This is a genomic window from Pseudomonas sp. LS_2 (assembly GCF_042709235.1).
Classification (GTDB): domain Bacteria; phylum Pseudomonadota; class Gammaproteobacteria; order Pseudomonadales; family Pseudomonadaceae; genus Aquipseudomonas.
In genome coordinates this window covers 41,529-64,416 of record NZ_JAVAYC010000028.1, presented here as the reverse complement: position 1 = coordinate 64,416, position 22,888 = coordinate 41,529, and the positions used below count along the sequence as shown (strand labels likewise).

The 22,888-nt window shown below is 64.5% G+C and carries 23 protein-coding genes and 1 pseudogene; 17 read left to right on the top strand and 7 right to left on the bottom strand.

Annotation, left to right across the window (positions count from 1 at the left end):
• Positions 1-50: 50 nt before the first annotated feature.
• Positions 51-1,544 carry a CoA-acylating methylmalonate-semialdehyde dehydrogenase gene (locus RAC97_RS20585; RefSeq protein ID WP_375101309.1) on the bottom strand — a complete coding sequence of 498 codons (1,494 nt, stop codon included), beginning with the start codon at positions 1,542-1,544 and terminating at the stop codon, positions 51-53.
• A gap of 68 nt (positions 1,545-1,612) precedes the next feature.
• Positions 1,613-2,959: an aspartate aminotransferase family protein gene (locus RAC97_RS20580; protein WP_375101310.1), complete on the bottom strand. Its 1,347-nt coding sequence runs from the start codon at positions 2,957-2,959 to the stop codon at positions 1,613-1,615.
• A gap of 118 nt (positions 2,960-3,077) precedes the next feature.
• Here RAC97_RS20580 and RAC97_RS20575 point away from each other — a divergent pair, with 118 nt between their 5' ends.
• From RAC97_RS20575 to RAC97_RS20555, 5 genes are all read left to right on the top strand, one after another.
• Positions 3,078-3,995 carry a LysR family transcriptional regulator gene (locus RAC97_RS20575; protein ID WP_375101311.1) on the top strand — a complete coding sequence of 306 codons (918 nt, stop codon included), beginning with the start codon at positions 3,078-3,080 and terminating at the stop codon, positions 3,993-3,995.
• A gap of 67 nt (positions 3,996-4,062) precedes the next feature.
• Positions 4,063-4,725: a TetR/AcrR family transcriptional regulator gene (locus tag RAC97_RS20570; RefSeq protein ID WP_375101312.1), complete on the top strand. Its 663-nt coding sequence runs from the start codon at positions 4,063-4,065 to the stop codon at positions 4,723-4,725.
• A gap of 10 nt (positions 4,726-4,735) precedes the next feature.
• Positions 4,736-5,320 carry an IMPACT family protein gene (locus RAC97_RS20565; protein ID WP_375101313.1) on the top strand — a complete coding sequence of 195 codons (585 nt, stop codon included), beginning with the start codon at positions 4,736-4,738 and terminating at the stop codon, positions 5,318-5,320.
• Positions 5,321-5,684: 364 nt separating this feature from the next.
• Complete coding sequence (locus RAC97_RS20560) at positions 5,685-6,371, top strand: SDR family oxidoreductase (RefSeq protein ID WP_375101314.1); 687 nt, start codon at positions 5,685-5,687, stop codon at positions 6,369-6,371.
• Between the two features lie 120 nt (positions 6,372-6,491).
• Positions 6,492-7,445 carry an adenosine deaminase gene (locus RAC97_RS20555; protein ID WP_375101315.1) on the top strand — a complete coding sequence of 318 codons (954 nt, stop codon included), beginning with the start codon at positions 6,492-6,494 and terminating at the stop codon, positions 7,443-7,445.
• Here the strand turns inward: RAC97_RS20555 and RAC97_RS20550 are convergent.
• Positions 7,442-8,155 (bottom strand): transcriptional regulator, encoded by a 714-nt coding sequence (locus RAC97_RS20550; protein ID WP_375101316.1) that lies wholly within the window; start codon positions 8,153-8,155, stop codon positions 7,442-7,444. The two genes, RAC97_RS20555 and RAC97_RS20550, sit on opposite strands and share 4 nt — an antisense overlap.
• Positions 8,156-8,613: 458 nt before the next feature.
• On the opposite strand from RAC97_RS20550, the gene RAC97_RS20545 reads away from it, so the two are divergent.
• On the top strand, positions 8,614-8,811 hold the full coding sequence (locus RAC97_RS20545) for a hypothetical protein (protein WP_375101317.1): 198 nt from the start codon (positions 8,614-8,616) through the stop codon (positions 8,809-8,811).
• Here the strand turns inward: RAC97_RS20545 and RAC97_RS20540 are convergent.
• Positions 8,762-9,943 carry a multidrug effflux MFS transporter gene (locus tag RAC97_RS20540; protein WP_375101318.1) on the bottom strand — a complete coding sequence of 394 codons (1,182 nt, stop codon included), beginning with the start codon at positions 9,941-9,943 and terminating at the stop codon, positions 8,762-8,764. The genes RAC97_RS20545 and RAC97_RS20540 overlap by 50 nt on opposite strands.
• Before the next feature lie 133 nt (positions 9,944-10,076).
• Positions 10,077-10,274: a heavy-metal-associated domain-containing protein gene (locus RAC97_RS20535; RefSeq protein ID WP_375101319.1), complete on the bottom strand. Its 198-nt coding sequence runs from the start codon at positions 10,272-10,274 to the stop codon at positions 10,077-10,079.
• A gap of 145 nt (positions 10,275-10,419) precedes the next feature.
• On the opposite strand from RAC97_RS20535, the gene RAC97_RS20530 reads away from it, so the two are divergent.
• The 5 genes and pseudogenes from RAC97_RS20530 to RAC97_RS20510 all read left to right on the top strand — a co-directional run bounded on the left by RAC97_RS20530 (position 10,420) and on the right by RAC97_RS20510 (position 15,722).
• Positions 10,420-10,803 (top strand): hypothetical protein, encoded by a 384-nt coding sequence (locus tag RAC97_RS20530; RefSeq protein WP_375101320.1) that lies wholly within the window; start codon positions 10,420-10,422, stop codon positions 10,801-10,803.
• A gap of 53 nt (positions 10,804-10,856) precedes the next feature.
• Complete coding sequence (locus RAC97_RS20525) at positions 10,857-13,259, top strand: heavy metal translocating P-type ATPase (protein ID WP_375101321.1); 2,403 nt, start codon at positions 10,857-10,859, stop codon at positions 13,257-13,259.
• Positions 13,256-13,660, top strand: a complete 405-nt coding sequence (cueR, locus tag RAC97_RS20520; RefSeq protein ID WP_375101322.1) for a Cu(I)-responsive transcriptional regulator — start codon at positions 13,256-13,258, stop codon at positions 13,658-13,660. Before RAC97_RS20525 ends, cueR begins: the two co-directional genes overlap by 4 nt.
• Positions 13,661-13,775: 115 nt before the next feature.
• A pseudogene (locus tag RAC97_RS20515) lies at positions 13,776-14,864 on the top strand (cache domain-containing protein); the annotation flags it as partial.
• Between the two features lie 90 nt (positions 14,865-14,954).
• The gene (locus RAC97_RS20510) at positions 14,955-15,722 is read left to right on the top strand and encodes a methyl-accepting chemotaxis protein (RefSeq protein ID WP_377748366.1); all 768 of its coding nucleotides are present in this window, start codon (positions 14,955-14,957) and stop codon (positions 15,720-15,722) included.
• A 139-nt stretch (positions 15,723-15,861) separates the two neighbouring features.
• Here the strand turns inward: RAC97_RS20510 and RAC97_RS20505 are convergent, their stop codons facing one another.
• Both RAC97_RS20505 and RAC97_RS20500 read right to left on the bottom strand, forming a co-directional pair.
• A complete protein-coding gene (locus RAC97_RS20505) occupies positions 15,862-16,650 on the bottom strand; it encodes a helix-turn-helix transcriptional regulator (protein WP_375101323.1) in 789 nt (262 codons plus the stop codon).
• A gap of 54 nt (positions 16,651-16,704) precedes the next feature.
• Positions 16,705-17,982, bottom strand: coding sequence for an acetyl-CoA C-acetyltransferase (locus RAC97_RS20500; protein ID WP_375101324.1), 1,278 nt, complete (start codon positions 17,980-17,982; stop codon positions 16,705-16,707).
• A gap of 167 nt (positions 17,983-18,149) precedes the next feature.
• Here RAC97_RS20500 and RAC97_RS20495 point away from each other — a divergent pair, with 167 nt between their 5' ends.
• The 6 genes from RAC97_RS20495 (at position 18,150) to RAC97_RS20470 (ending at position 22,711) form a co-directional block, all read left to right on the top strand.
• Positions 18,150-19,502, top strand: coding sequence for a 3-oxoacyl-ACP reductase (locus tag RAC97_RS20495; RefSeq protein WP_375101325.1), 1,353 nt, complete (start codon positions 18,150-18,152; stop codon positions 19,500-19,502).
• Between the two features lie 3 nt (positions 19,503-19,505).
• Positions 19,506-20,357 carry a MaoC/PaaZ C-terminal domain-containing protein gene (locus RAC97_RS20490; RefSeq protein WP_375101326.1) on the top strand — a complete coding sequence of 284 codons (852 nt, stop codon included), beginning with the start codon at positions 19,506-19,508 and terminating at the stop codon, positions 20,355-20,357.
• A gap of 67 nt (positions 20,358-20,424) precedes the next feature.
• On the top strand, positions 20,425-20,730 hold the full coding sequence (locus RAC97_RS20485; protein WP_375101327.1) for a MazG-like family protein: 306 nt from the start codon (positions 20,425-20,427) through the stop codon (positions 20,728-20,730).
• Complete coding sequence (locus RAC97_RS20480) at positions 20,727-21,476, top strand: methyltransferase (RefSeq protein WP_375101328.1); 750 nt, start codon at positions 20,727-20,729, stop codon at positions 21,474-21,476. The genes RAC97_RS20485 and RAC97_RS20480 overlap by 4 nt, the downstream gene beginning before the upstream one ends.
• A 22-nt stretch (positions 21,477-21,498) precedes the next feature.
• Positions 21,499-22,131, top strand: coding sequence for a DUF4136 domain-containing protein (locus RAC97_RS20475; protein ID WP_375101329.1), 633 nt, complete (start codon positions 21,499-21,501; stop codon positions 22,129-22,131).
• Between the two features lie 19 nt (positions 22,132-22,150).
• Positions 22,151-22,711, top strand: coding sequence for a DUF4136 domain-containing protein (locus RAC97_RS20470; RefSeq protein WP_375101330.1), 561 nt, complete (start codon positions 22,151-22,153; stop codon positions 22,709-22,711).
• The last annotated feature ends 177 nt before the right edge of the window (positions 22,712-22,888 follow it).

The window sequence follows — 22,888 nt, the reverse complement described above, 5'->3', positions numbered from 1 at the left end:
TATAAAAAACAAAAGGGAGGCCTGCCGGCCTCCCTTCCATGTCTATCGCTTCAAAGGCTAGGGAACGCGAACTGCGACGCTTCATGGCTGGCACGCTGTGGCCAACGCTGAGTAATCGCCTTGCGCCGGGTATAGAAGCGCACACCATCCGGGCCATAGGCATGCAGGTCACCGAACAGCGAACGCTTCCAGCCCCCGAAGCTGTGATAGCTGACAGGCACCGGCAGCGGCACGTTCACACCCACCATGCCGACCTCGATCTCATCACAGAACAACCGTGCAGCCTCTCCGTCGCGGGTGAAAATGCACGTACCGTTGCCGTACTCGTGGTCGTTGATGAGCTGCATCGCAGCTTCCAGGCTGTTCACCCGCACCACGCACAGCACCGGGCCGAAGATTTCTTCTTTATAGATACGCATTTCGGGAGTGACACGATCAAAAAGGGTGCCCCCCACGAAGTAACCGTCCTCGTTACCCGCCACGCGCAAGCCGCGACCATCCACCACCAGCTTGGCGCCCGCCGCGACGCCATCGTCGATATAACCGACCACCTTGTCGCGCGCCGCTGCCGTTACCAACGGCCCCATATCCAAGCCACAGGAGGTGCCAGCACCGATCTTCAGCGCCTTGATCTGCGGCTCCAACTTGGCGATCAGCGCATCGGCGACCTGGTCACCCACGCACACCGCCACCGAAATGGCCATGCAGCGCTCACCGCAGGAGCCATAGGCCGCGCCCATCAGCGCACTTACCGCGTTGTCCAGGTCGGCATCGGGCATCAGCACCGCGTGGTTCTTCGCCCCGCCCAGCGCTTGCACGCGCTTGCCGCGCTTGGTGCCTTCGGCATAGATGTACTCGGCGATCGGCGTGGACCCCACGAAACTCAGCGCCTTCACTTCCGGAGCCTCGATCAGTGCATCCACCGCTTCCTTGTCGCCGTGCACCACGTTCAGAATGCCCTTGGGCAAGCCAGCTTCGTGCAGCAACTGGGCAATGAACAGCGTCGAGCTCGGGTCACGCTCCGATGGTTTGAGAATGAAAGCGTTGCCGCAAGCGATCGCCAGTGGGTACATCCACAGCGGCACCATCGCCGGGAAATTGAATGGCGTGATACCCGCCACCACACCCAGCGGCTGGAAGTCCGACCAGGCATCGATGTTCGGGCCGACGTTGCGGCTGTACTCGCCCTTGAGCAGTTCAGGCGCTGCACAGGCGAACTCCACGTTCTCGATACCGCGCTTGAGTTCACCGGCAGCGTCTTCGAGGGTCTTGCCATGCTCTTCGCTGATCAGCTGGGAAATCTTCGCCTCGTTCTGCTCCAGCAGTTGCTTGAAGCGGAACATCACCTGGGCACGTTTGGCCGCAGGGGTGTTGCGCCATGCCGGGAAGGCAGCCTTGGCCGAATCGATGGCCTGCTGGATGGTGGCGCGACTGGCGAGTTCGACCTTACGGGTGGCCTGTCCAGTTGACGGGTTGTAGACATCGGCGGTGCGCTCGCCCTTGGATACCAGTTCACCGTGGATCAGGTGCTGAACGATGCTCATGCAGAACTCCATACGAGAAAGTGATGGCGGGCGCGAACACGAAGCGCCCGGCGACAGAATCGGAAAAGTCAGTCAACCTTGTTCAAGGTTTCGCCAACAGCGTCGAACAAGCGGTCCAGCTCCTGCGGCTGCGTGTTGAACGTTGGGCCGAACTGCAGGGTGTCGCCGCCGAAGCGGACATAGAAGCCTGCCTGCCAGAGTTTCATGGCGGCTTCGTAGGGGCGAACGATCGCATCACCATCGCGCGCGGCGATCTGGATCGCACCGGCCAGGCCGTAGTTGCGGATATCGACGACGTTCTTGGTACCCTGGATGCCATGCAGCAGGCTCTCGAAGTGCGGCGCAAGCTCAGCGGCGGATTGCACCAGTTTTTCCTTCTGCAGCAGGTCCAGCGCGGCGATACCCGCAGCGCAGGCCACTGGGTGTGCCGAGTAGGTGTAGCCGTGAGGGAATTCCACGGCGTACTCCGGCGTAGGCTGGTTCATGAAGGTCTGGTAGATCTCGCTGCTGGCGATGACGGCGCCCATCGGGATGGCACCATTGGTCACCTGCTTGGCTATGCACATCAGGTCAGGGGTCACACCAAAGGCTTCGGCGCCGGTCATGGCCCCCATGCGGCCGAAACCGGTGATGACCTCGTCGAATATCAGCAGGATATTGTGCTGGGTGCAGATCTCGCGCAGGCGCTTGAGGTAACCCTTCGGTGGCGGCAACACACCTGCGGAGCCAGCCAACGGCTCGACGATCACGGCACCGATGTTCGAGGCGTCATGCAGCTCGATCAGCTTGAGCAGCTCGTCGGCCAGGGCGATACCACCCTGTTCCGGCATGCCCTTGGAGAACACGTTGACCGGCAGCACGGTGTGCGGCAAATGGTCGACATCCAGCAATTGCCCGAACAACTTGCGGTTGCCATTGACGCCACCCAGGCTGGTACCGGCGATGTTCACGCCATGGTAGCCACGGGCACGGCCGATGATCTTGGTCTTGGTGGCCTGGCCTTTCAGTCGCCAGTAGGCACGTACCATTTTCAGCGCGGTGTCGGCGCACTCGGAGCCGGAGTTGGTGTAGAACACATGGTTCAGGTCACCAGGGGTGAGTTCGGTGATCTTCTCGGCCAGCTGGAAAGACAGGGGGTGGCCGAACTGGAAGGCAGGCGAGTAGTCGAGCACGCTCAGCTGCTTCGCCACGGCATCGGTGATTTCCTTGCGGGTGTGGCCCGCGCCGCAGGTCCACAGGCCCGACAGCGCATCGAAGATCCGGCGGCCCTTGTCATCGACCAGATGGTTGCCGTCGGCCGCCACGATCAACCGCGGGTCGCGCTGGAAGTTGCGGTTGGCGGTGTACGGCATCCAATGGGCATCCAGCTTGAGCTGGCTGGCCACGCCGGTCGGGGCGTTTTCGGGCAGGTTCATCGGCGGTTCCTCGCGAGATGATTGGGCAACGTTGTGAGTGATTGCGACTACGTTGTCACGGGGATAAAGTCTGAAAAAGCCAACATTTCTAATCTTCAGGTAGTAGCAGACTAAACAGATGAGCCGACGCCCCGACCCCCTCGCCCAAGTCAGTGATTTCGACATCCGCCTACTGAAGATCTACCGCAGCGTAGTCGAGTGCGGCGGCTTTTCGGCAGCAGAGAACGTGCTGGGTATAGGCCGCTCGGCCATCAGCCAGCAGATGAACGACCTGGAGCAGCGCCTTGGGCTGCGCCTGTGTCAACGCGGACGCGCGGGTTTTTCGCTGACCGAGGAGGGGCGTGAGGTCTACCACTCGGCGTTGCAGTTGCTCAGTGCCATCGAGACCTTCCGCACCGAGGTCAACGGCCTGCACCAACACCTGCGCGGAGAGCTGAACATCGGCCTCACCGACAACCTGGTGACCCTGCCGCACATGCGCATCACCCACGCCCTGGCAGAGCTCAAGGATCGCGGCCCGGATGTGCGTATCCAGATCCGTATGATCGCTCCCAGCCAGGTCGAGCAAGGGGTGCTCGACGGCAGCCTGCACGTGGGCGTGGTGCCGCAGACCAGCCCGCTGTCTGGCCTTGAGTACCAACCCTTGTACAGCGAGCGCTCATTGCTCTACTGCGCGGTAGGCCACCCTCTGTTCTATGCCGACGACCAGCAGCTCGATGACCAGCGCCTGAACAGCCAGGACGCCATCGCCCCGACCTTCCGCCTGCCGGCCGACATCCAGGCGCACTACCAGGCCCTGCATTGCACTGCCAGCGCGTCGGATCGCGAAGGCATGGCCTTCCTTATTCTTACCGGACGTTACATCGGCTACCTGCCCGATCACTACGCCATGTTCTGGGTGCAACAAGGCCGCCTGCGTGCGCTCAAGCCGGCCCAGCGCTTCTATGACCTGAGCCTGAGCTGGGTGACACGCAAGGGGCGTCGGCCCAACCTGGTGCTGGAGAGCTTCCTGGAAAGCCTGGCGGCAACACGCTAATGCTTTGTCACTTCAGCACGGGCAGGTAATCTGTTCCCCGTTGCCACAGACCTGTACGGAAACGTCCATGACCCTTGAAGTCCCTGCGCATCGCCTTTCCGCCTCGGGCAAGCCCGCTGGCCGTATTCGCCAGAAGAACGAACAGGCCATCATCCAGGCCGCCGAAGACGAGTTCGCCCGCCACGGTTTCAAGGGCACCAGCATGAACACCATCGCGCTGAAGGCAGACTTGCCCAAGGCCAACCTGCATTACTACTTCACCAACAAGCTCGGCCTCTACATCGCCGTACTGAGCAACATCATCGAGTTGTGGGACAGCACCTTCAACGCCCTGAGCGTCGACGACGACCCTGCCCAAGCCCTGAGCCAGTACATCCGCACCAAGATGGAGTTCTCTCGGCGCAACCCGCAGGCCTCGCGGATCTTCGCCATGGAAGTGATCAGCGGTGGGCAATGCCTGAGCGAATACTTCAGCGCCGACTATCGCGAATGGTTCCGCGGGCGCGCGGCGGTATTCCAGGCTTGGATCGACGCCGGCAAGATGGACCCGGTCGACCCGGTGCACCTGATCTTCCTGCTGTGGGGCAGCACCCAGCACTATGCCGATTTCGCCACGCAGATCTGCCAGGTCACCGGACGCAGCCGCCTGACCAAGCAGGACATGGAAGAAGCCAGCGACAACCTTATCCACATCATCCTCAAAGGCTGCGGCATCGCTGTGCCCGCCTGACGTACCCCCTATGCCTTCTACCCTGCTCGAACTTTGCGAATTTCGCGAGGAGATCCGCAAGAGCCGCTTCATCACCCTCGCCGGCCCTATTGGTAGCGCCGCGGAGGCGATGGGCTTCATAGAACGCCACAGCGACCCGGCTGCCACCCATAATTGCTGGGCTTGGAAGCTGGGCGCGCAGTACCGCAGCAGCGATGACGGCGAACCCGGTGGAACTGCCGGTCGGCCGATTCTCGCCGCCATCGAGGCGCAGGACTGCGACCAGGTCGTGGTATTGGTGATTCGCTGGTACGGCGGCGTACAACTGGGCACCGGCGGCCTTGCCCGCGCCTATGGCGGCGGTGCGAACAAATGCCTGCAACAAGCGCAGAAACGCTTGCTGGTACAGCGCAGCGAATTCACCTGCAGCTGTACGTTCAGCGAACTGGCATTGCTCAAGCTGCGCCTGGCCGAGATAGAGGGCCTGGTGCTGGAGGAGCAATTCACTGCCAATGGCGTAGACCTGCGCGTAGCGCTGGGGGAAATGCATCTGGACGCACTGCAACGTCAGCTGGCAGACCTCAGCCGCGGCCGAATTCGCTTGGAACACGCCTGAAGTTTGCTCACAACTACTGTGGGTGCGCCTGTGGATAAGCTTGGGGCATTCTATTGCAGGCCTTGTTGCGCGAGGGCTGCGTCAGGTTGAGCATATTTTGATCAAGGTTTGATGACAGTCGCAACGCACTGACTTAAGGTCAGTTATCCCCCAGTGCAGAAGCCCCGTGACCTTTCGATGACGACCAGGTTGCCCACAATAGCTGTGGAGCAGCCTGTGGATAACCCGTTAGCTGATGGGTCAGGCACTGCAATGGCCTAGGCCCGGCGCGCCTGGTTATTTTTTGTTCAACTCAATCCCGGCGACTCCCCCCTGCGTGGAGTATGCTCAATACCCATCCATCAACGACCCAGGAGCGCCCACCATGTCCACACCTAGAACCGCACTGATTATCGGTGCCTCCCGTGGCTTGGGCCTGGGCCTGGTGCAGCGCCTGCACGAGGACGGCTGGAAAGTCATCGCGACGGTCCGCGACGCTGCCAAACCCGGCGCACTTGGCGATATACCTGGCGTGCGTGTCGAGGCACTGGAAATCAACGACACCGCTCAGCTCGATACCCTCAAGCAGCGCCTGCATGGCGAAGTACTGGACCTGGTGTTCGTCAATGCCGGCGTGATGGGCCCCCTGCCCCAAGACCTGGAGGCGGTCCAGACCAAGGACATCGGCGACTTGTTCATGACCAACGCCGTGGCACCGATCCGTGTGGCTCGTCGCTTGGTCGGCCAGATCCGCGAAGGCACCGGCGTGCTGGCATTCATGAGCTCCATCCTGGGCAGCGTGGCGATTCCGGATGGCAACGACGTCTGCCTGTACAAGGCCAGCAAGGCTGCCCTGAACTCGATGATCAATTCCTTCGTGGTCGAGCTGCAGCGCCCGAGCCTCTGCGTCCTGGCCATGCACCCTGGCTGGGTGAGGACCGACATGGGCGGCGAAAACGCCGACATCGACGTGCTCACCAGCACTCGCGGCATGCTCGAGCAGATCAAGGCTCAAAGCGGCCAGGGCGGTCTGCGCTATATCAACTACAAGGGCGACTCCCTGACCTGGTAGCACGTGCGGCAACACATGGCTCAAGGGCCACCGGGTCATGCAATAGGGCCAGGACGGGCGCAATGCCCGGCCTGGCCCTGTAGAATGCCGGCAACCGTACCTGATTCGAGATCGCACACCATGTATGACTGGCTCAATGCCTTGCCCAAAGCCGAACTGCACATGCACCTGGAAGGCTCGCTGGAGCCCGAGTTGCTGTTCGCCCTGGCCGAGCGCAACAAGGTCACCCTGCCATGGGCCGACGTAGAAGCCCTGCGCGCTGCCTATGCCTTCAGCAACCTGCAGGAATTCCTCGACCTCTACTACCAAGGCGCTGGCGTCCTGCGTACTGAGCAGGACTTCTACGACCTGACCTGGGCCTACCTGCAACGCTGCAAGGCGCAGAACGTGATCCACACCGAGCCGTTCTTCGACCCGCAAACCCATACCGACCGAGGCATTCCCTTCGAAGTGGTGCTCGCCGGTATCGATCAGGCGCTCAAGGATGGCCGTCAGCAGCTGGGGATCAGCAGCGGTCTGATCCTCAGCTTCCTGCGCCACCTGAGCGAGGATGCGGCGCAGCAGACCCTCGACCTGGCCCTGCCGTATCGCGATACCTTCATAGCCGTCGGCCTGGACAGCTCCGAGCAAGGGCATCCACCCAGCAAGTTCCAGCGGGTATTCGACCGGGCCCGCAGCGAGGGTTTCCTGACCGTTGCCCACGCCGGCGAGGAAGGCCCACCCGAGTACATCTGGGAAGCTTTGGACCTGCTGAAGGTCCAGCGTATCGACCACGGCGTGCGGGCTATCGAGGATGAGCGACTGATGCAGCGCATCATTGACGAGCAAATTCCGCTCACGGTCTGCCCGCTGTCAAACATCAAGCTTTGCGTGTACGAGCACATGGGCCAGCACAACATCCTCGACATGCTCGAGCGCGGCGTGAAGGTCACGGTCAACTCCGACGACCCAGCCTACTTCGGTGGCTATGTCACCGAGAACTTCCATGCCTTGCACACCCACCTGGGGATGACCGAGGCGCAGGCCAAGCGTTTGGCTCAGAACAGCCTGGACGCCCGACTGGTCACCGGCTAACCCACCTGCAACGCCGGCACCCGGGCAATGCGATTGATGCTCTGAATACCCAGCGCGGATATCTGCAACGCCCGGCAGCCTTCCTGCTCGCGAATCCAACCCGATTGCAGAAAGAGCTTGAGCAGCGCCTGCCCGAGCGGCCCGCCCATGTGCGGCCCCTGGTCGCTCCATTCATTGCAATGGCACACCACGCAGCCGCTCTTGCGGCTTGGCGCCAATGCGTCGATGTACACGCCCAGGGCACTCAGCGCCTGCCTCCCCTCCCTGCTCACCGAGGGGCTCGCCTCATCCCCCTCGAGCCAACCGGCCGCGACCAGTCGATGATAGAGGTCGACCGCAAGCTCGCCGCCCAGGTGGTCACCGCAACGCCGTGCCCGACGCATCGACAGAGGCACCTGCAACGGCTTGGCCCCCACGGCTGACCCGAATTGCGAACCCAACTGCACGCTGGCCAACGCCTCGACCGCAGCGCCTACTTCAGGTGTCGCCAGTCGAAAATAGCGCTTGCGCCCACGCGCCTCGAGCCTGAGCAAGCCAGCAGCCGAGAGCAACGACAGGTGCGCACAGGCAGACGAAGAGGTAACGCCGGTGATGACCGCAATTTCGTCGGCCGGGCGGGCCGTTCCGTCGATCAACGCCCAGAGCATGGCGCTTCGTTTGGGGTCGGCCATGAGGCCGGCGATCTGGCTGATGCTGTTGGCTGCTTTCATGTTCCTTCATCTCTCTGCAAAGTCAGTCTCGTTCCCGGTTGGCCACCCATGGCACCGCACACAGGCGCATCTTGCCTGGATAAAGCTGCCCCATCATCAATGGTCGCCGGGGGCAGTATAAGCCGCTGAAACCCACGCGCCCTGCCCTCCCCAGACCATTGGGGGCGAGGGTTGCCGCCCCTTGTGGAGCAGTTGCGGAAACGGAGATAGGGGGTATTTCCCAGTGAAACGCCCGCCATTAAAAGCTTCCAGCACGCTCATGGGCGGGCTCGGCCCAGCAGGAACAGGAACAATGCCGACACAGCGTTTCGCCATGTAGCGCAAGGAAAAGCGAAGGTTCGTATCACGCAGAGATGCTTGGAGGATGACCGTCAGTCAGGACGCAGGGGGCAGCCGATGGCGTGAACCGGGGGCAGCGCTACACTGGTTCAGCGCTCGCCCACTGGAGGTTGTTCGCGATGAAGATCGTCGTCAGCACGTCGAAGCGTCACCCCAACTGCCCCTGGCAGGTCCAGCTCGACCAACACGTGGTGAGCTTTCGCAGCGAAGCCGAGGCACGGGCGTTCGTAGCGGTCCTGGAAACCCGCCTGAACGCCCCCCACGTCCTCAGGCAAGACGTCTGGACGACAGGCGTCGGGTCAACATCGCGGCACTGACCACTAGCACCCCGCACAGGCTGAGCACCAGGGTCATGGGCACCGCGCTGCCGTCGTGCAGTACCCCCACCAGCGCCGCAGCACCCGCCGCCACGCTAAATTGCAGGCAACCCATCAATGCCGAGGCGCTGCCCGCACGGCTACCCTGGCCACTCATGGCGCAGGCCGAGGCATTGGGCAGGATGCAGCCCAGGCTGGCGATGCACACGAACAACGGCACCAGCAGCGGCCACAGCTGCACAGGGCGCGTCAGCGCCACCACCAGCAGAACCAGCCCCGCCACCAGGTACAACCACACCGCGCGCGACAGCAGCACAGCCGGGCCGAAGCGGGTCAGCAGCCGTGCATTGAGTTGGGCGACCAGGATGAACCCTGCGGCGTTGGTTCCGAACAGCCAGCCATAGTGCTCCGCCGGCACCCCATAGAGCTTGATGAAGACGAACGGCGAGCCGGCGATGTAGGCGAACATGCCCGCGATGGCGATGCCGCCGGTCAGCGCATGGCCGATGAACACGCGGTCGCCCAGCAGGTTCAGGTATTGGCGCAAGGCGCCCGACAAAGGCTGGCGCGGGATATTCGCCGGCAGGCTTTCCGGCAGGCCCAGCAGGACCGCCACCAGGCAGGCGGCGCTGAACAGGCTCAAGGCCAGGAAGATCGACTGCCAGCCGGTCACATTCACCAGCACGCCGCCGAGCATGGGTGCAAGAATGGGCGCCAGGCCCATCACCAGCATCAGTTGCGAGAACACCTTGGCCGAGGCCACCGCATCGCATTTGTCACTGACGATCGCCCGCGACAGGACCATGCCCGCGCAGCCGCCCAGGGCCTGGACGAAGCGCGCCAGCACCAGCGCATCGAGGCTTGGTGCGTAGGCGCAGGCCAGCGATGCCAGGGTGAACAGCGCCACACCAAACATCAGCGGTTTGCGTCGACCGAAGCGGTCCGCCACCGGGCCATAGGCCAATTGGCCTATGGACAGGCCGAGGAAGTACGCCGCCAGGGTGGTCTGGATATGTTTTTCATCGGTGGCGAAGGCATGCGCCATCGCCGGGAAGGCAGGAAGATAAAAGTCGATCGCCAACGGCGCGAAGGCCGAAAGCGCGCCGAGAATCAACAGGGTTCGCAGGTTCATCGGAAATCCATAGCAGGCTAAGCAATACGCTAGTCTACCTGCACCCGGACGCTGCTAGATGAAAAGCTTTGTAATAAATTCAGGGCCTCATCACTGCTGCAGCGAGGCCCTGGGTTCGAATGGGTCAGTGCATTCAAGCCACTTCGGCCTGGTAACCCTCCTCACGGATCGTCGTCAGCAGTCGCTCGGCCTCCAGAGTGCTCTCCACTCGTACCTTTCCTGCGGCCAGGTCCACCTCCACTCGCGCCGCCGTATCCTGCTCCTGTATCGCGCGGGTTACGGCCTTCACGCAGTGGCCGCAGGTCATGCCTTGAACGTTGAACACTTGCATGGAACACCCTCCTCCAGTGATTTGCCGAGAGTTTCAAGCTTGCCATCAGGTCAAGGTCAAGTTCTGCGTTGAACGGCCGGGCTGGAAATCCGCTCGCCGCTCGGCCAAGCTGCGAGTCTGAAGATTTTCAAGCAGGAGAAGTTTCATGGTCAGGGCAGCATTGGGCCTCGTCGGGCTGCTGGGTGCACTGGCAGTGCCGCCAGCCAGCGCCGAGGGCAACTCGGACTTCAGCGTGCTGATTATTTCCCGCGAGCGCCTGGAAGTGGCGACTACGTGTGAAATCGGCATCTACCTTAACGACCAGCTTTCCGCTCGGCTGTTCCAGGAGCAATCCACCTCGTTCAACCTACCGCCAGGCCCGGTGGATGTTCGCCTGCGCCTGCTGCCGGGGCAGGTGCCGGGTTGCGCCAACGGCATCGAGAACCAACGCAATACGCGTCTCACGCTACAAGCCGGGCAAATCAGCAAGTATCGAATTGCCTTGAGCCAGCAAGGCCTGCAATTGCAACGGTCCGATTTGGGCTATTGACCTTGCCCACATGGCAAGGTTGAAGCTGCAGGCCTGACCCAAGGAGCAGAGCCATGTCCGCAGCCACCCTCTTCAACCTGCCCATTTCCGGCATGACCTGCGCCAGCTGCGCCGCTCGTGTCGAACGCGCCTTGGGCAAGGTCGCCGGCGCCGAGCAGGTCAGCGTCAACCTGGCCACCGAACATGCCCGTGTCCAGGCGCCCGGCGACAGCCTGGCGGCCCTGGTCGAGGCTGTGCGTCGAGCGGGCTATGCAGTGCCTACCCGCAGCCTCGAACTGCAGGTGGGCGGCATGACCTGCGCCAGCTGTGCTGGCCGGGTCGAGCGGGCACTGGGCAAGCTGCCAGGTGTCGAGCAGGTGACCGTCAACCTGGCCAGCGAGCGTGCCCATGTGCAGGTGCTGGAGAACGTCACCGATGACTCGCTGATCGCCGCCGTGGAAAAGGCCGGCTATAGCGCAACTCTTCCCCGTACGCCTCACGACGAACAGTCCGACAGCACACGCCGCCTGCGCAACGAGCGCCTGGCGGTTGCGGCGGCCTTGCTGCTGGCCCTGCCGCTGGTGCTGCCAATGCTGGTACAACCCTTCGGCCTGCACTGGATGCTGCCGGCCTGGGCACAGTTCCTGCTAGCCACGCCGGTGCAGTTCATACTCGGTGCGCGCTTCTACAAGGCGGCGTGGAAAGCCGTGCGTGCCGGGGCGGGGAACATGGACCTGCTGGTAGCGCTGGGCACCAGCGCAGGCTACGGCCTGAGCCTCTACGAGTGGGCCAAGGCCCCTGCGGACATGGCCCCGCACCTGTACTTCGAGGCCTCGGCAGTAGTCATCGCCCTGGTGCTGCTGGGCAAGTACCTGGAAAGTCGCGCCAAGCGCCAGACCGCCAGCGCCATCCGCGCCCTGGAAGCCCTGCGCCCGGAGCGCGCCCTGCGGGTGGTCGATGGCCTTGAAGAAGATGTCGCGATCAGCCAACTGCGCCTGGGCGACCGAGTGCTGGTCAAGCCCGGTGAACGCTTCCCGGTGGACGGCGAGGTGCTCGAAGGCAGCAGCCACGCCGATGAGGCGCTTATCAGCGGCGAAAGCCTGCCGGTGCCCAAGCAGCCCGGCGACAAGGTCACCGGCGGCGCGATCAATGGCGAAGGGCGCCTGCTGGTAAGCACCCAGGCCCTTGGTACCGAAACCGTCCTGGCGCGCATCATCCGCCTGGTTGAAGACGCCCAGGCGGCCAAGGCGCCGATCCAGAAGCTGGTGGACCGAGTCAGCCAGGTGTTCGTGCCCGCCGTGCTGGTACTGGCGCTGATGACCCTGCTGGGCTGGTGGCTGGCAGGCGCGCCCGTGGAAACCGCACTCATCAATGCCGTTGCCGTGCTGGTGATCGCCTGCCCATGCGCCCTGGGCCTGGCCACGCCTGCGGCGATCATGGCGGGTACCGGCGTGGCCGCACGCCACGGTATCTTGATCAAGGACGCCGAGGCCCTGGAGCGCGCCCATGCGGTGAACCGGGTGGTGTTCGACAAGACCGGCACCCTTACCTCCGGCAGCCCGCGTATCGTCCACAGCCAGGCAGCGAGCGGCACGCCACACGACCTGCTGCGCCTGGCCGCAGCCCTGCAACGTGGCAGCGAACACCCGCTGGCCAAGGCCGTGCTGGATGCCGCCACCCAGCAAAGACTGGCCATTCCTGCACTGAGCGCCAGCCGGTCGCTGACCGGCCGTGGCATTGCAGGCACGGCCGAGGGCCGCGAACTGGCCCTGGGGAACCGTCGTCTGCTCGACGAAAGCGGGCTACGGCCGGGTGACCTGGCCGAACAAGCGCACGCCTGGGAAGCCGAGGGCCGTACCTTGTCGTGGCTGGTCGAGCGCGCCCCGCAGGTACGGGTCCTGGGCCTGTTCGCCTTTGGCGACAGCCTCAAGCCCGGCGCGGGTTCCGCCATAGCGGCCCTGCACAGCCAAGGCATAAGCAGCCACCTGTTGACCGGCGACAACCGCGGCAGCGCGAAGGTGGTGGCCGAGGCCCTGGCCATCGATGACGTGCACGCCGAGGTACTGCCCGCCGACAAGGCAGCGACCATTGCCGCGCTCAAGCGCAATGGTGTGGTGGCGATGGTCGGCGACGGTATCAACGACGCCCCCGCGCTAGCCGCCGCCGACATCGGCATCGCCATGGGGGGCGGCACCGACGTGGCCATGCAGGCCGCCGGTATCACCCTGATGCGCGGTGACCCACGCCTGGTCCCTGCGGCCCTGGAAATCAGCCGCAAGACCTATGCGAAAATCCGCCAGAACCTGTTCTGGGCATTCATCTACAACCTGGTCGGCATCCCCCTGGCCGCGTTCGGCTTGCTCAACCCGGTGCTGGCCGGTGCCGCCATGGCCCTGTCCAGTGTCAGCGTGGTGAGCAATGCGCTGTTGTTGAACACCTGGAAACCCACCGGCATCCCGTCCAAGGAGGCTCCATGAATATCGGCCAGGCTGCCCGGCGCAGTGGGCTCAGCGCCAAGATGATCCGCTACTACGAGTCCATCGGCCTGCTCAAGCCCGCGACCCGCAGCGACAGCGGCTATCGCCTGTACAGCCAGCAAGACCTGCACAGCCTGGCTTTCATCAAGCGCTCGCGCGACCTGGGCTTTTCCCTGGACGAGGTGGGCAGGCTACTCACCCTGTGGCAGGACCGCGGGCGTGCCAGCGCCGATGTGAAAGCACTGGCGATGCAGCATATCGATGAGCTGAACAAGCGCATCGAGGAGCTGGTAAGCCTGCGCGACACCCTGGGCGACCTGGTCGCCCACTGCCACGGCGACGATCGGCCAGACTGCCCGATCCTCAAGGGTCTGGCCAACGGCGGCGAGTGCTGCCATTGAAACCTCGCACATGACATTCATCCGATAGCGCACTGTTCACTCAATAAACCTTCTCGCCTGCCGATAGCTTGGTATACCAACCAGCCAAGCGCACAAGAACAATCCGGGAGCGTGGATGAACATCAAGCAAAAACTGACCTGGGCCTTCGCCATCATCGCCGGCCTGCCCATCATCCTCGTGGCTACGCTGGTAGTGCTGAACCTGCGCAGTGAGGCCCGCGAGGACTTCCTGGACGGCAGCAGCCGGGAAATCCGCCAAGTGGGCAACGCGATGAACCTGTTCTTCCAGGGCATCTCGCAGAACGTCGACTACCTGGCCAGCCAGCCACTGGTGGCAGCCACCGGCAGCGATGTGAAGAAACACCTGTCCGCTGATGCCGCGCAAATCCAGCCTGGCCCCCAGGACAAGGCACTCGGTGACCTGTTCACTCGCCTGGCCCAAAGCCACCCAGACTACGCCTACGTGTCCTACGGCGTGAGCGACGGCGGCTACGCCTTCTGGCCAGGCGACCCGAAGATGGCCAACTACGACCCGCGCACCCGTCCGTGGTACCAACTGGCCATGGCCAACCCTGGCAAGACCCTGCGCACCGCGCCCTACTACTGGGCCGGCGACGACGCGGTGCTGGTCAGCACCGTGCGCGCGGTGGCCAACCAGCTCGGCAACCCCGGCGGCGTGGTCAACATCGACGTTTCCCTCAAGGGCCTCACCGAAATCGTCAAGCAGATCAAGATCGGTGAAAGCGGCTACCTGATCCTGATGGAGAACAACGGCAACGTGATGGTCGACCCGCGCGATGCCAGCCACAACTTCAAGCAGCTGGAAAGCTTCGGTGGCGGCTACGCCGAGCTCGCCAAGGCCGGCAAGGGCCTCGCCGAAGTGGAGCTCGACGGCGAGCGCTACATGGCCAACCTCTACCCGGACGAACGCCTGGGCTGGACCTTCATCGGCCTGATCCGCCAGGACGAAGTGATGCAGACCACCACCCGCCTGACCTGGCTGATCGGCAGCATCGCCCTGGTGCTGGCTGCGGTGTTCGCTGGGGTCGGCGCCGCCTTCGCCAAGCTCATCGTGAGGCCGATCAACAGTGTCACCAATGGCCTTGAGGACATCGCCCAGGGCGAGGGCGACCTGACCCGCAACCTGCAAGTGCGCGGTCGCGACGAAACCGCCCAGTTGGCCAACTGGTTCAACCAGTTCCTCGGCGCCATCCGCAGCCTGATCCAGCATATTGGCGGTGCCGCCGGGCAGATCCTCAGCACCTCGGCCAGCTCCACGCGCGTCTCCGGCGACATGGCCGAGGCGGCCGGGCGCCAGCGCGAGGCGGTGGACATGGTGTCGACCGCCTTCCATGAAATGGTCGCGACCGCCAACGAAGTGGCGCGCTCTTGCAGCCAGGCCGCGCAGTCGGCCGACAGCGGGCAGCAACAGGCCCGCGATGGTCAGCGGCAGATCGATGCGGCGGTGCAGAGCGTCGATCGCCTGAGCCAGGAGATCGAGCAATCGGCCTTGTCGATCCAGCAGCTGGAGCGCGACAGCACCGCCATCCAGTCGATCCTCGGCACCATCCGTTCGATCGCCGAGCAGACCAACCTGCTGGCGCTCAACGCTGCCATCGAAGCTGCGCGCGCCGGCGAGCAAGGCCGTGGTTTCGCCGTGGTGGCCGATGAGGTGCGAGCCTTGGCCAAACGTACCGCCGACTCCACTGCCGAAATCGACGGCCTGCTGGGCAACCTGGCCAGCCGCACTTCGCAGGTGGCCGAGCAGATGCATGCCAGCCTCGAGGTGTCGCAACAGTCGGTCAGCCGCATTGGCCTGGCGCGTGACAGCTTCGGGCAGATTCGCGAGTCGGTGGATGTGATTCGCGACATGAATACCCAGATCGCCACCGCCGCCGAGGAGCAGCACCAGGTGGCCGAGGACATCAACCGGCATATCAGCCAGATTCATGGCGATGCGCAGTTGGTGGCCGAACTGGCCCAGGCAGCGCGTCAGGACTCCGAGAGCCTGGCGGGATTGTCCAACGAGCTGGATGCGCTGGTGCGCAGGTTCCGAACCTGAGTCAACATCGGTAGCGCCCCATTCGCGGCGGTTCGGCGCCCCGACAAGCCCGCTCCTAAAGGGTCAACGATATCCTTGTGGGAGCGGGCTTGCCCGCGAACCCCGGCACAGCCGGTGCCAAACGCCCGCTATCGATACCTCAAAACCTCAATTCCCCCGGCGTCGAGCCAAACAACTGCTTGAACGCCGCGATATACGCCGAGGTAGAGTCATAGCCACAGGCCAACGCCGCCTCGGTCACACTCTGCCCCATCTCCAGCACCGCCAGCGACGACAGCAAGCGCATGCGCTGGCGCCAGTTGCGAAAGCTCAGGCCGGTCTCGCGCTGGAACAGGCGCATCAGGGTCTTCTCCGAACACTCCAGTTGCAGCGCCCATTGCTGCAAGGTCTGCGGTTGGTCAGGCGCGGCGATCAACTGGTTGCACAGCCTGAGCAAGCCCGCATGACGCGGCAGCGGCAAGGAGAACCCCACCTCGGGCAGGGCACGCAGCTGGTCGAGCAACACCGCCACCAGACGCGCCTCGGCACTGTCGCCTTCCGGGTAGTGCACCGGCAGCAGGCAAAACTGCTTGATCAGCTCGCGGGCCAGCGGCGTCACCTCCAGCACCCGGCAATTGCCAGGCGCCCATTGGCAGGCATCGCGCCGCACATAGACGCTACGCATTTCCGCCTGCATCGAGGACACCACCTCGTGCTCGGTGCCTGCCGGGATCCACACGCCCCACTGCGGCGGGGCGAAGTAGTTGCCTTCACTGGTAAAGACACCTAGCACGCCGCTGATCGCGTAGGAAAACTGCACCCAGTCATGGCGGTGACGCGGGGTCCAGGAACCGGCACCCAGGCTTTCGGCACGAGCGTACAGCGGCCTGGGCAGGTGATCCAGGTCGGGGATGGCGCGGGGTGGGCTGACAGGTTCGTGGCTCGGCATGCGGCGTATTTTCTTGTGCGTGGCCTGGCAAGCCTATCAGTTTTGCAGGCGTGCTCAGCGCTCGATGATTGCCGTCACGCCCTGCCCACCCGCCGCGCAGATCGAAATCAACCCACGCCCCTTGCCAGCCTTGGCCAGCAGCTTGGCCATGTTCGCCAATATGCGCCCGCCCGTGGCGGCGAAGGGGTGCCCGGCGGCCAGCGAACTACCTTTGACATTGAGCTTGCTGCGGTCGATGGCCCCCAGCGCGCCGTCCAGGCCCAGGCGGGTGCGGCAATACTCGTCGTCCTCCCAGGCCTTGAGGGTGCACAGCACCTGGGCGGCGAACGCTTCGTGTATTTCGTAGTAGTCGAAGTCCTGCAAGCTCAGGCCATTGCGCGCCAGCAGGCGCGGCACTGCATAGGCCGGCGCCATCAGCAGGCCCTCCTGACCTTTGACGAAATCCACCGCCGCCGCTTCGCCATCCACCAGGTAGGCCAGCACCGACAGCCCGCGCTCCTCGGCCCAGGCTTCGCTGCCCAGCAGCACCAGCGAGGCGCCGTCGGTGAGCGGCGTGGAGTTGCCAGGGGTCAGGGTGCCCTTGGCGCTGCGCTCGAACACCGGCTTGAGCTTGGCCAGTTGCTCCGGAGTCAGGTCGGGGCGCAGGTTGTTGTCGCGGGTAAGGCCCAGGTAGGGCGTGAGCAGGTCGTCGTGCCAACCCTCGCTGTAGGACGCGGCCAGATGGCGGTGACTGAGCAACGTCAGTTCATCCTGCGCTGCCCGCTCGATGCCCCAGGTTTGCGCCATCTGCTCGCAGTGTTCGCCCATCGACAACCCCGTGCGCGGCTCGCCGTTGCGTGGGAATTCAGGCTTCAGGTGGCGCGGGCGCAGCTTGAGGAACGGCCTGAGACGCTCGGCCAGGCTCTTGCCACGGTTGGCCTCCAGCAACAACCGGCGCAAGCCTTCGTTGACGCCGATGGGGGCGTCGGAGGTGGTATCGACGCCACCGGCAATACCACTGTCGATCTGACCCAGGGCGATCTTGTTGGCCACCAGCAGCGCGGCCTCGAGGCCCGTGCCACAAGCCTGCTGGATATCGTAGGCCGGGGTCTGCGGCGACAGCCGCGAGCCCAGCACGCATTCGCGGGTCAGGTTCATGTCGCGGGCGTGCTTGAGCACCGTGCCTGCGGCCACCTCGCCCAGGCGCAGGCCGTGCAGGCGGTAGCGTTCCACCAACCCTTCGAGGGCAGCGGTGAGCATCGCCTGGTTGCTTGCCGTGGCATAGGCGCCGTTGGAGCGGGCGAAGGGGATTCGGTTGCCGCCCAGAATCGCGACACGGCGGATGGAACGCATACGCAGGGTTCTCCTTGAACAATCAAGCAACAATTTCGTGGAGGCAGCTACATCTGGCTACTACCACCGCTACAGCCGTACATAGCCTAGGTGTTTTTAGCGCATTCGAACGACCTTGCCATAAAGTTGGTCCACACTTGCATGCTTGCCTTCAGGGAGACCCACACATGAGCGATCGCTATCTCGGCTTTGCCAACTCCAACCTCGGCCGTCGCCTGGTAGACGCACTCGGCCTGCCTCGCCCGGCCCCGCTGGAGCGCTGGCAGGCAGGCCGCCTGCGCCCAGTGGAAGGCGCCCTGGTGCTGGGTGGCGGGCCGCTGGCGAGCGCTGTCGAAAGCTTCGCGCCCGCCCTCACCGATGAGTGCTACAGCTTCGCCAGCGAAGCCTTGCAGGCCCCCGCCTGGGTGGCTGGGCTGGGCCCGAAGCTCAAGGCCCTGGTGTTCGATGCCAGTCACTTGTCCGACAGCGACCAGCTCAAGCAGTTGCGCGAATTCTTCCAGCCACTGCTGCGCAGCCTGGCCCCGAGCGCCAAAGTGGTGATTCTCGGACGCGCGCCCGAACAGCTGGATGACCCGCAAGCCAGCGTGGCGCAACGTGCCCTGGAGGGTTTCAGCCGCTCGCTGGCCAAGGAGTTGCGCAATGGCGCCACGGCGCAGTTGCTGTATGTCGGCCAAGGCGCGGAAAACCAGCTCGAAGGTGCGCTACGTTTCTTCCTCTCGCCCAAGAGCGCGTTCATCTCGGGCCAGGTCCTGCGCCTTGAGGCCTGTACTGCCCAGGTGGCGGACTGGACCCGCCCGCTGGCCGGTCGCCGTGCCTTGGTGACCGGCGCTGCCCGCGGCATCGGTGCGGCCATCGCCGAAACCCTGGCACGCGACGGTGCCGAAGTGATCCTGCTGGACGTTCCCCCCGCGCAAAAAGACCTCGATGCCCTCGCCGCGCGCCTGGGGGGCCGTGCCCTGGCCCTGGATATTTGCGCCAGCGAGGCACCGGCGCAGTTGCTCGAAGCGCTGTCCGAAGGCATCGACATCGTAGTGCACAATGCCGGTATCACCCGCGACAAGACCCTGGCCAACATGACCCCGGAATACTGGGACGCGGTCATGGCTGTGAACCTCAAGGCCCCACAGGTGCTGACCCAGGCGCTGTTCGACGCCGGCAAGCTCGGCCAGGATGCGCGCATCACCCTGCTGGCCTCGGTCAGCGGCATCGCCGGCAACCGTGGCCAGGCCAACTACGCAGCGAGCAAGGCCGGGCTGATCGGCTTCGCCCAGGCCTGGAAACCACGCCTGGCCGAACTCGGTGCCAACATCAACGCCGTTGCGCCGGGCTTTATCGAAACCCACATGACCGCAGCCATGCCCATGGGCCTGCGCGAAGCCGGGCGGCGCCTGAGTTCCCTGGGCCAGGGCGGACGCCCGCAAGACGTCGCCGAGGCCATCGCCTGGCTCAGCCAGCCGGGCAGCGGCGCGGTCAGCGGCCAGGCGCTGCGGGTCTGCGGCCAGGCACTGATGGGGGCCTGACCAATGAGCCACGCCTACCAGGAACTGCACAGCCCCGATTCGCGCGCCAGCCTTTACCTGCGTGCACTGGGCAAGCGCAAGATCACCGGCAGCAGCTTGCCCGTCCAGGGCCTGCGCTGCTTCCTGCGGGTCGACTCCGGCAACCTGGCCGCCTACCGCAGGCTCTGCCATTTCGCCGACGACGGCCGCCTGCCCCCCACCTATCTCCACGTGATGGCATTTGCCCTGCAACTGCAATTGCTCACCGCCCGCGACTTTCCCTTCCCACTGCTGGGCCTGGTACACGTGCACAACAGCGTGCAGGTAATACGTCCGCTAGGTGGCATCGATGGCCTGCGTTTCACCGTGCAGGCCAACAACCTGCAAGCCCATGCCAAGGGCGGCACCTTCGACCTGGTGACCGAGGCCGAGGACGGCCTGGGCGTGCTGTGGCGCGAAACCAGCCGCATGCTGGTGCGTGGCCTGAAGCTCGAAGGACAAGGCGCCGAGGACTTGCACATCGAGCCACAGGCCCTGCCAGAGGTGACGCGCTGGTACGCCGACAGCGACATTGGCCGGCGCTACGCCAAGGTCTGCGGCGACTACAACCCAATCCACCTGAGCGCCCCCAGCGCCCGCATGTTCGGTTTTCCCAAGGCCATTGCCCATGGCATGTGGAGCAAGGCCATGGCGCTGGCAGCCTTGCGTAGCCACCTGCCAGTGGCCGGCTTCGAGTTCTGCGTAGACTTTCACAAGCCCGTGCGCTTGCCGTGCGAGGTGTTCCTCAGTGCCAGCGAGACAGCCACCCAAGGGCGACTGAAACTCGAAGGGCATGCAGGCTTGCTGCATATGTCGGGGGCCTGGCGCACGCTGTAGCGCACCTGCAATTCACTTGCTTTGCTCCCTCGCGCCGCCGAAGCTATGCGCCAGAAGGAGAGCCCCGATGAACCTGCAAGAACTGACCGAACGCCTGCACCGCATCCGCGACAACAACCACTGGCGCGGCTTCCACAGCCCGAAGAACCTGGCCATGGCAGCCAGTGTGGAAATGTCCGAACTGGTGGAGATCTTCCAGTGGCTGAGCGAAGACCAGTCGCGACAGTTGCCCGCCGAACAACTTGCCCATGCCGGCCAGGAAGTGGGTGATGTGGTGCTGTACCTACTGTTGCTGTGCAGCGAGCTAGGCCTGGACATGGAGCAGGTGGTGCGGGCCAAGCTTGCCGACAGCGAAAGGCGCTTCGGCAAATGAACGACCGTCACTTCGATGAACTGGCCAGCCGCTTCGCCGAGAAGATCTACGGCGGCGCCAAGGGCGCGATCCGCCTGGCGGTGCTGCAGGCAGACCTCGCCGAGACCCTTCCCGACCGCCCCTTGCGCATCCTCGACATCGGTGCCGGCCTTGGCCATATGGCGCTATGGCTGGCCGAGCGCGGCCACCAACTGACCCTGGCCGAACCCGCGGCGCCCATGCTCGACGGCGCCCGTGCACGCTTCGCCGAGGCCGGCCAACACGCCACGTTTATCCAGGCGCCCTGGCAGGAACTGCTCGGCCAGCTCACCGAGCCGTTCGACGTGGTGCTGTGCCATGCCGTGCTCGAATGGCTGGCCGAGCCGGAAAGCATCCTGCCTGTGCTGCACCAACTGACCGCCCCGGGCGGCTGGCTGTCGCTGGCTTTCTACAACCGTGATGCATTGGTGTACCGCAACCTGCTCAAGGGCCACTTCCGCAAGCTGCGCAGCGACAAGCTGGCCGGCGAGAAGCAAAGCCTGACCCCTCAAAAACCGCTTGATCCGCGTGAACTCAAGGCGCAACTTGAAGGCTTGTGGCAGGTCGAAAGCGAAAGTGGGGTCAGGGTGTTCCACGACTACATGCCCAAGGAGTTCCAGGACAAGGCCGAGCTGCTCGACCTGCTGGAGATGGAGCTGGCCCACCGCCGCCACCCCGGCTTCGCGGGGCTCGGGCGCTACCTGCACTGGGTCTGCCGACCCCGCTGACCCCGCCTGTCGGGAGGAACACATGCCATACCGTCTGCTGTGCCTGGCCCTGCTTCCCTTCGCCCTGGCTGCCTGCCAGGGCACCAACCCCTATGTGGCGAGCTCCAGGCCACTGCCACCGGCACCGCCCCAGGCCGCCACGACCTTCGACGCCAGCGCCTACCCTGCACCGCCACGCGACTACGGGCGCTACCGCAGTTGGGCCTGGCGCAACGACCAGCTGCCCGCTGGCAGCGTCAATGCCGACCCCGCGCAGCTAGCCGCAGCCATCAGTGGCGCCCTCGACCAGCACGGCCTGCGCCCGGCGCGCGGCGCCAACGCCGACCTGCTGGTGAGTGCCGACATGCGCCTGGAGCGACGCCTGCGCCAGGTACGCGACTATGACTACGACCCCTACTACGGCCCCTACCCCTACGGCAGCGTCGGCTATGGCGGCTATCGCAATGGCTACGGCGCCTATGGCAGCGTGCCGATCGTGCGCACCTACCAGGTCGAAGTAATGGTGGTGCGCATCGACCTGTTCGATGCACGTAGCGGCCAGCCGGTGTGGAGCGCCAGCGCCGAGAGCGGCAGCGACAAGGATTCGCCACGCGAACGCGAGAACGCGTTGCGCGACTCGGTGCACAAGGCAATGGCCGGCTACCCCCCCAGTTGATCGCCCAGGAGATTTTTTCATGTTGCGCCGTTTCGCTCTGCTGTCCCTGGCCCTGCTGCTCACCGCTTGCGCCAGCAACAACGTCACCCAGGACTTCGACGCCAGCCGCGATTTCGCCGGCTATCGCAGTTGGGCCTGGCAGGAACCGGCGCTGCAATACAGCCCGGACGATCCGCGCATCAAGAGCGACCTGACCGAGCAGCGCATCCGCCAGGCAGTCGCCGACCAGCTCGACCAGCGCGGCCTGCGCCCGGCGCAGGGCAGCGCCAAGGCCGATGTGAAGGTGCGCGCCTACCTGATCGTCGAGCAGCGCCAGCAGCAGGTCACCACCAACTACGGCGGTGGCTGGGGCGGGTACTGGGGCAACTACTGGGGCGGCCCGATGTACAACGAGACCCGCAGCGTCGACTACAAGGTCGCCACCTTGCAGGTCGACTTGTTCGACGGGCGCGACGGCAAGCTGGTGTGGCGTGGCAGTGCCGAACAGGTGATGAACAACTACCCGCCAAGCCCACAGGAGCGCAATGCCGCAATCCAGAAGACCATAGCCCAGCTGATGGCCAACTACCCTCCGCGCTAACACGCGAGAACGACGCCATACCTGTAGAGGCGGGCTCGCCCGCGAAAACCGGCGACGCCGGTGCCATACACCGAGGTGCCCGATTCGCGGCGGTTCGGCGCCCCGACGAGCCCGCCCTACAGGGTAAGCGCCGGTCGCCTAGGCAGGGCAACTTGCCACCACCTTGACTACACTCCT

What these genes read in the sequence shown, in the direction of transcription:
- RAC97_RS20585 (WP_375101309.1), bottom strand. Translation starts at nt 1,544, where the DNA reads ATGAGCATCGTTCAGCACCTGATCCACGGTGAACTGGTATCCAAGGGC.
- RAC97_RS20580 (WP_375101310.1), bottom strand. Translation starts at nt 2,959, where the DNA reads ATGAACCTGCCCGAAAACGCCCCGACCGGCGTGGCCAGCCAGCTCAAG.
- RAC97_RS20575 (WP_375101311.1), top strand. Translation starts at nt 3,078, where the DNA reads ATGAGCCGACGCCCCGACCCCCTCGCCCAAGTCAGTGATTTCGACATC.
- RAC97_RS20570 (WP_375101312.1), top strand. Translation starts at nt 4,063, where the DNA reads ATGACCCTTGAAGTCCCTGCGCATCGCCTTTCCGCCTCGGGCAAGCCC.
- RAC97_RS20565 (WP_375101313.1), top strand. Translation starts at nt 4,736, where the DNA reads ATGCCTTCTACCCTGCTCGAACTTTGCGAATTTCGCGAGGAGATCCGC.
- RAC97_RS20560 (WP_375101314.1), top strand. Translation starts at nt 5,685, where the DNA reads ATGTCCACACCTAGAACCGCACTGATTATCGGTGCCTCCCGTGGCTTG.
- RAC97_RS20555 (WP_375101315.1), top strand. Translation starts at nt 6,492, where the DNA reads ATGTATGACTGGCTCAATGCCTTGCCCAAAGCCGAACTGCACATGCAC.
- RAC97_RS20550 (WP_375101316.1), bottom strand. Translation starts at nt 8,155, where the DNA reads ATGAAAGCAGCCAACAGCATCAGCCAGATCGCCGGCCTCATGGCCGAC.
- RAC97_RS20545 (WP_375101317.1), top strand. Translation starts at nt 8,614, where the DNA reads ATGAAGATCGTCGTCAGCACGTCGAAGCGTCACCCCAACTGCCCCTGG.
- RAC97_RS20540 (WP_375101318.1), bottom strand. Translation starts at nt 9,943, where the DNA reads ATGAACCTGCGAACCCTGTTGATTCTCGGCGCGCTTTCGGCCTTCGCG.
- RAC97_RS20535 (WP_375101319.1), bottom strand. Translation starts at nt 10,274, where the DNA reads ATGCAAGTGTTCAACGTTCAAGGCATGACCTGCGGCCACTGCGTGAAG.
- RAC97_RS20530 (WP_375101320.1), top strand. Translation starts at nt 10,420, where the DNA reads ATGGTCAGGGCAGCATTGGGCCTCGTCGGGCTGCTGGGTGCACTGGCA.
- RAC97_RS20525 (WP_375101321.1), top strand. Translation starts at nt 10,857, where the DNA reads ATGTCCGCAGCCACCCTCTTCAACCTGCCCATTTCCGGCATGACCTGC.
- cueR (WP_375101322.1), top strand. Translation starts at nt 13,256, where the DNA reads ATGAATATCGGCCAGGCTGCCCGGCGCAGTGGGCTCAGCGCCAAGATG.
- RAC97_RS20510 (WP_377748366.1), top strand. Translation starts at nt 14,955, where the DNA reads ATGGCCGAGGCGGCCGGGCGCCAGCGCGAGGCGGTGGACATGGTGTCG.
- RAC97_RS20505 (WP_375101323.1), bottom strand. Translation starts at nt 16,650, where the DNA reads ATGCCGAGCCACGAACCTGTCAGCCCACCCCGCGCCATCCCCGACCTG.
- RAC97_RS20500 (WP_375101324.1), bottom strand. Translation starts at nt 17,982, where the DNA reads ATGCGTTCCATCCGCCGTGTCGCGATTCTGGGCGGCAACCGAATCCCC.
- RAC97_RS20495 (WP_375101325.1), top strand. Translation starts at nt 18,150, where the DNA reads ATGAGCGATCGCTATCTCGGCTTTGCCAACTCCAACCTCGGCCGTCGC.
- RAC97_RS20490 (WP_375101326.1), top strand. Translation starts at nt 19,506, where the DNA reads ATGAGCCACGCCTACCAGGAACTGCACAGCCCCGATTCGCGCGCCAGC.
- RAC97_RS20485 (WP_375101327.1), top strand. Translation starts at nt 20,425, where the DNA reads ATGAACCTGCAAGAACTGACCGAACGCCTGCACCGCATCCGCGACAAC.
- RAC97_RS20480 (WP_375101328.1), top strand. Translation starts at nt 20,727, where the DNA reads ATGAACGACCGTCACTTCGATGAACTGGCCAGCCGCTTCGCCGAGAAG.
- RAC97_RS20475 (WP_375101329.1), top strand. Translation starts at nt 21,499, where the DNA reads ATGCCATACCGTCTGCTGTGCCTGGCCCTGCTTCCCTTCGCCCTGGCT.
- RAC97_RS20470 (WP_375101330.1), top strand. Translation starts at nt 22,151, where the DNA reads ATGTTGCGCCGTTTCGCTCTGCTGTCCCTGGCCCTGCTGCTCACCGCT.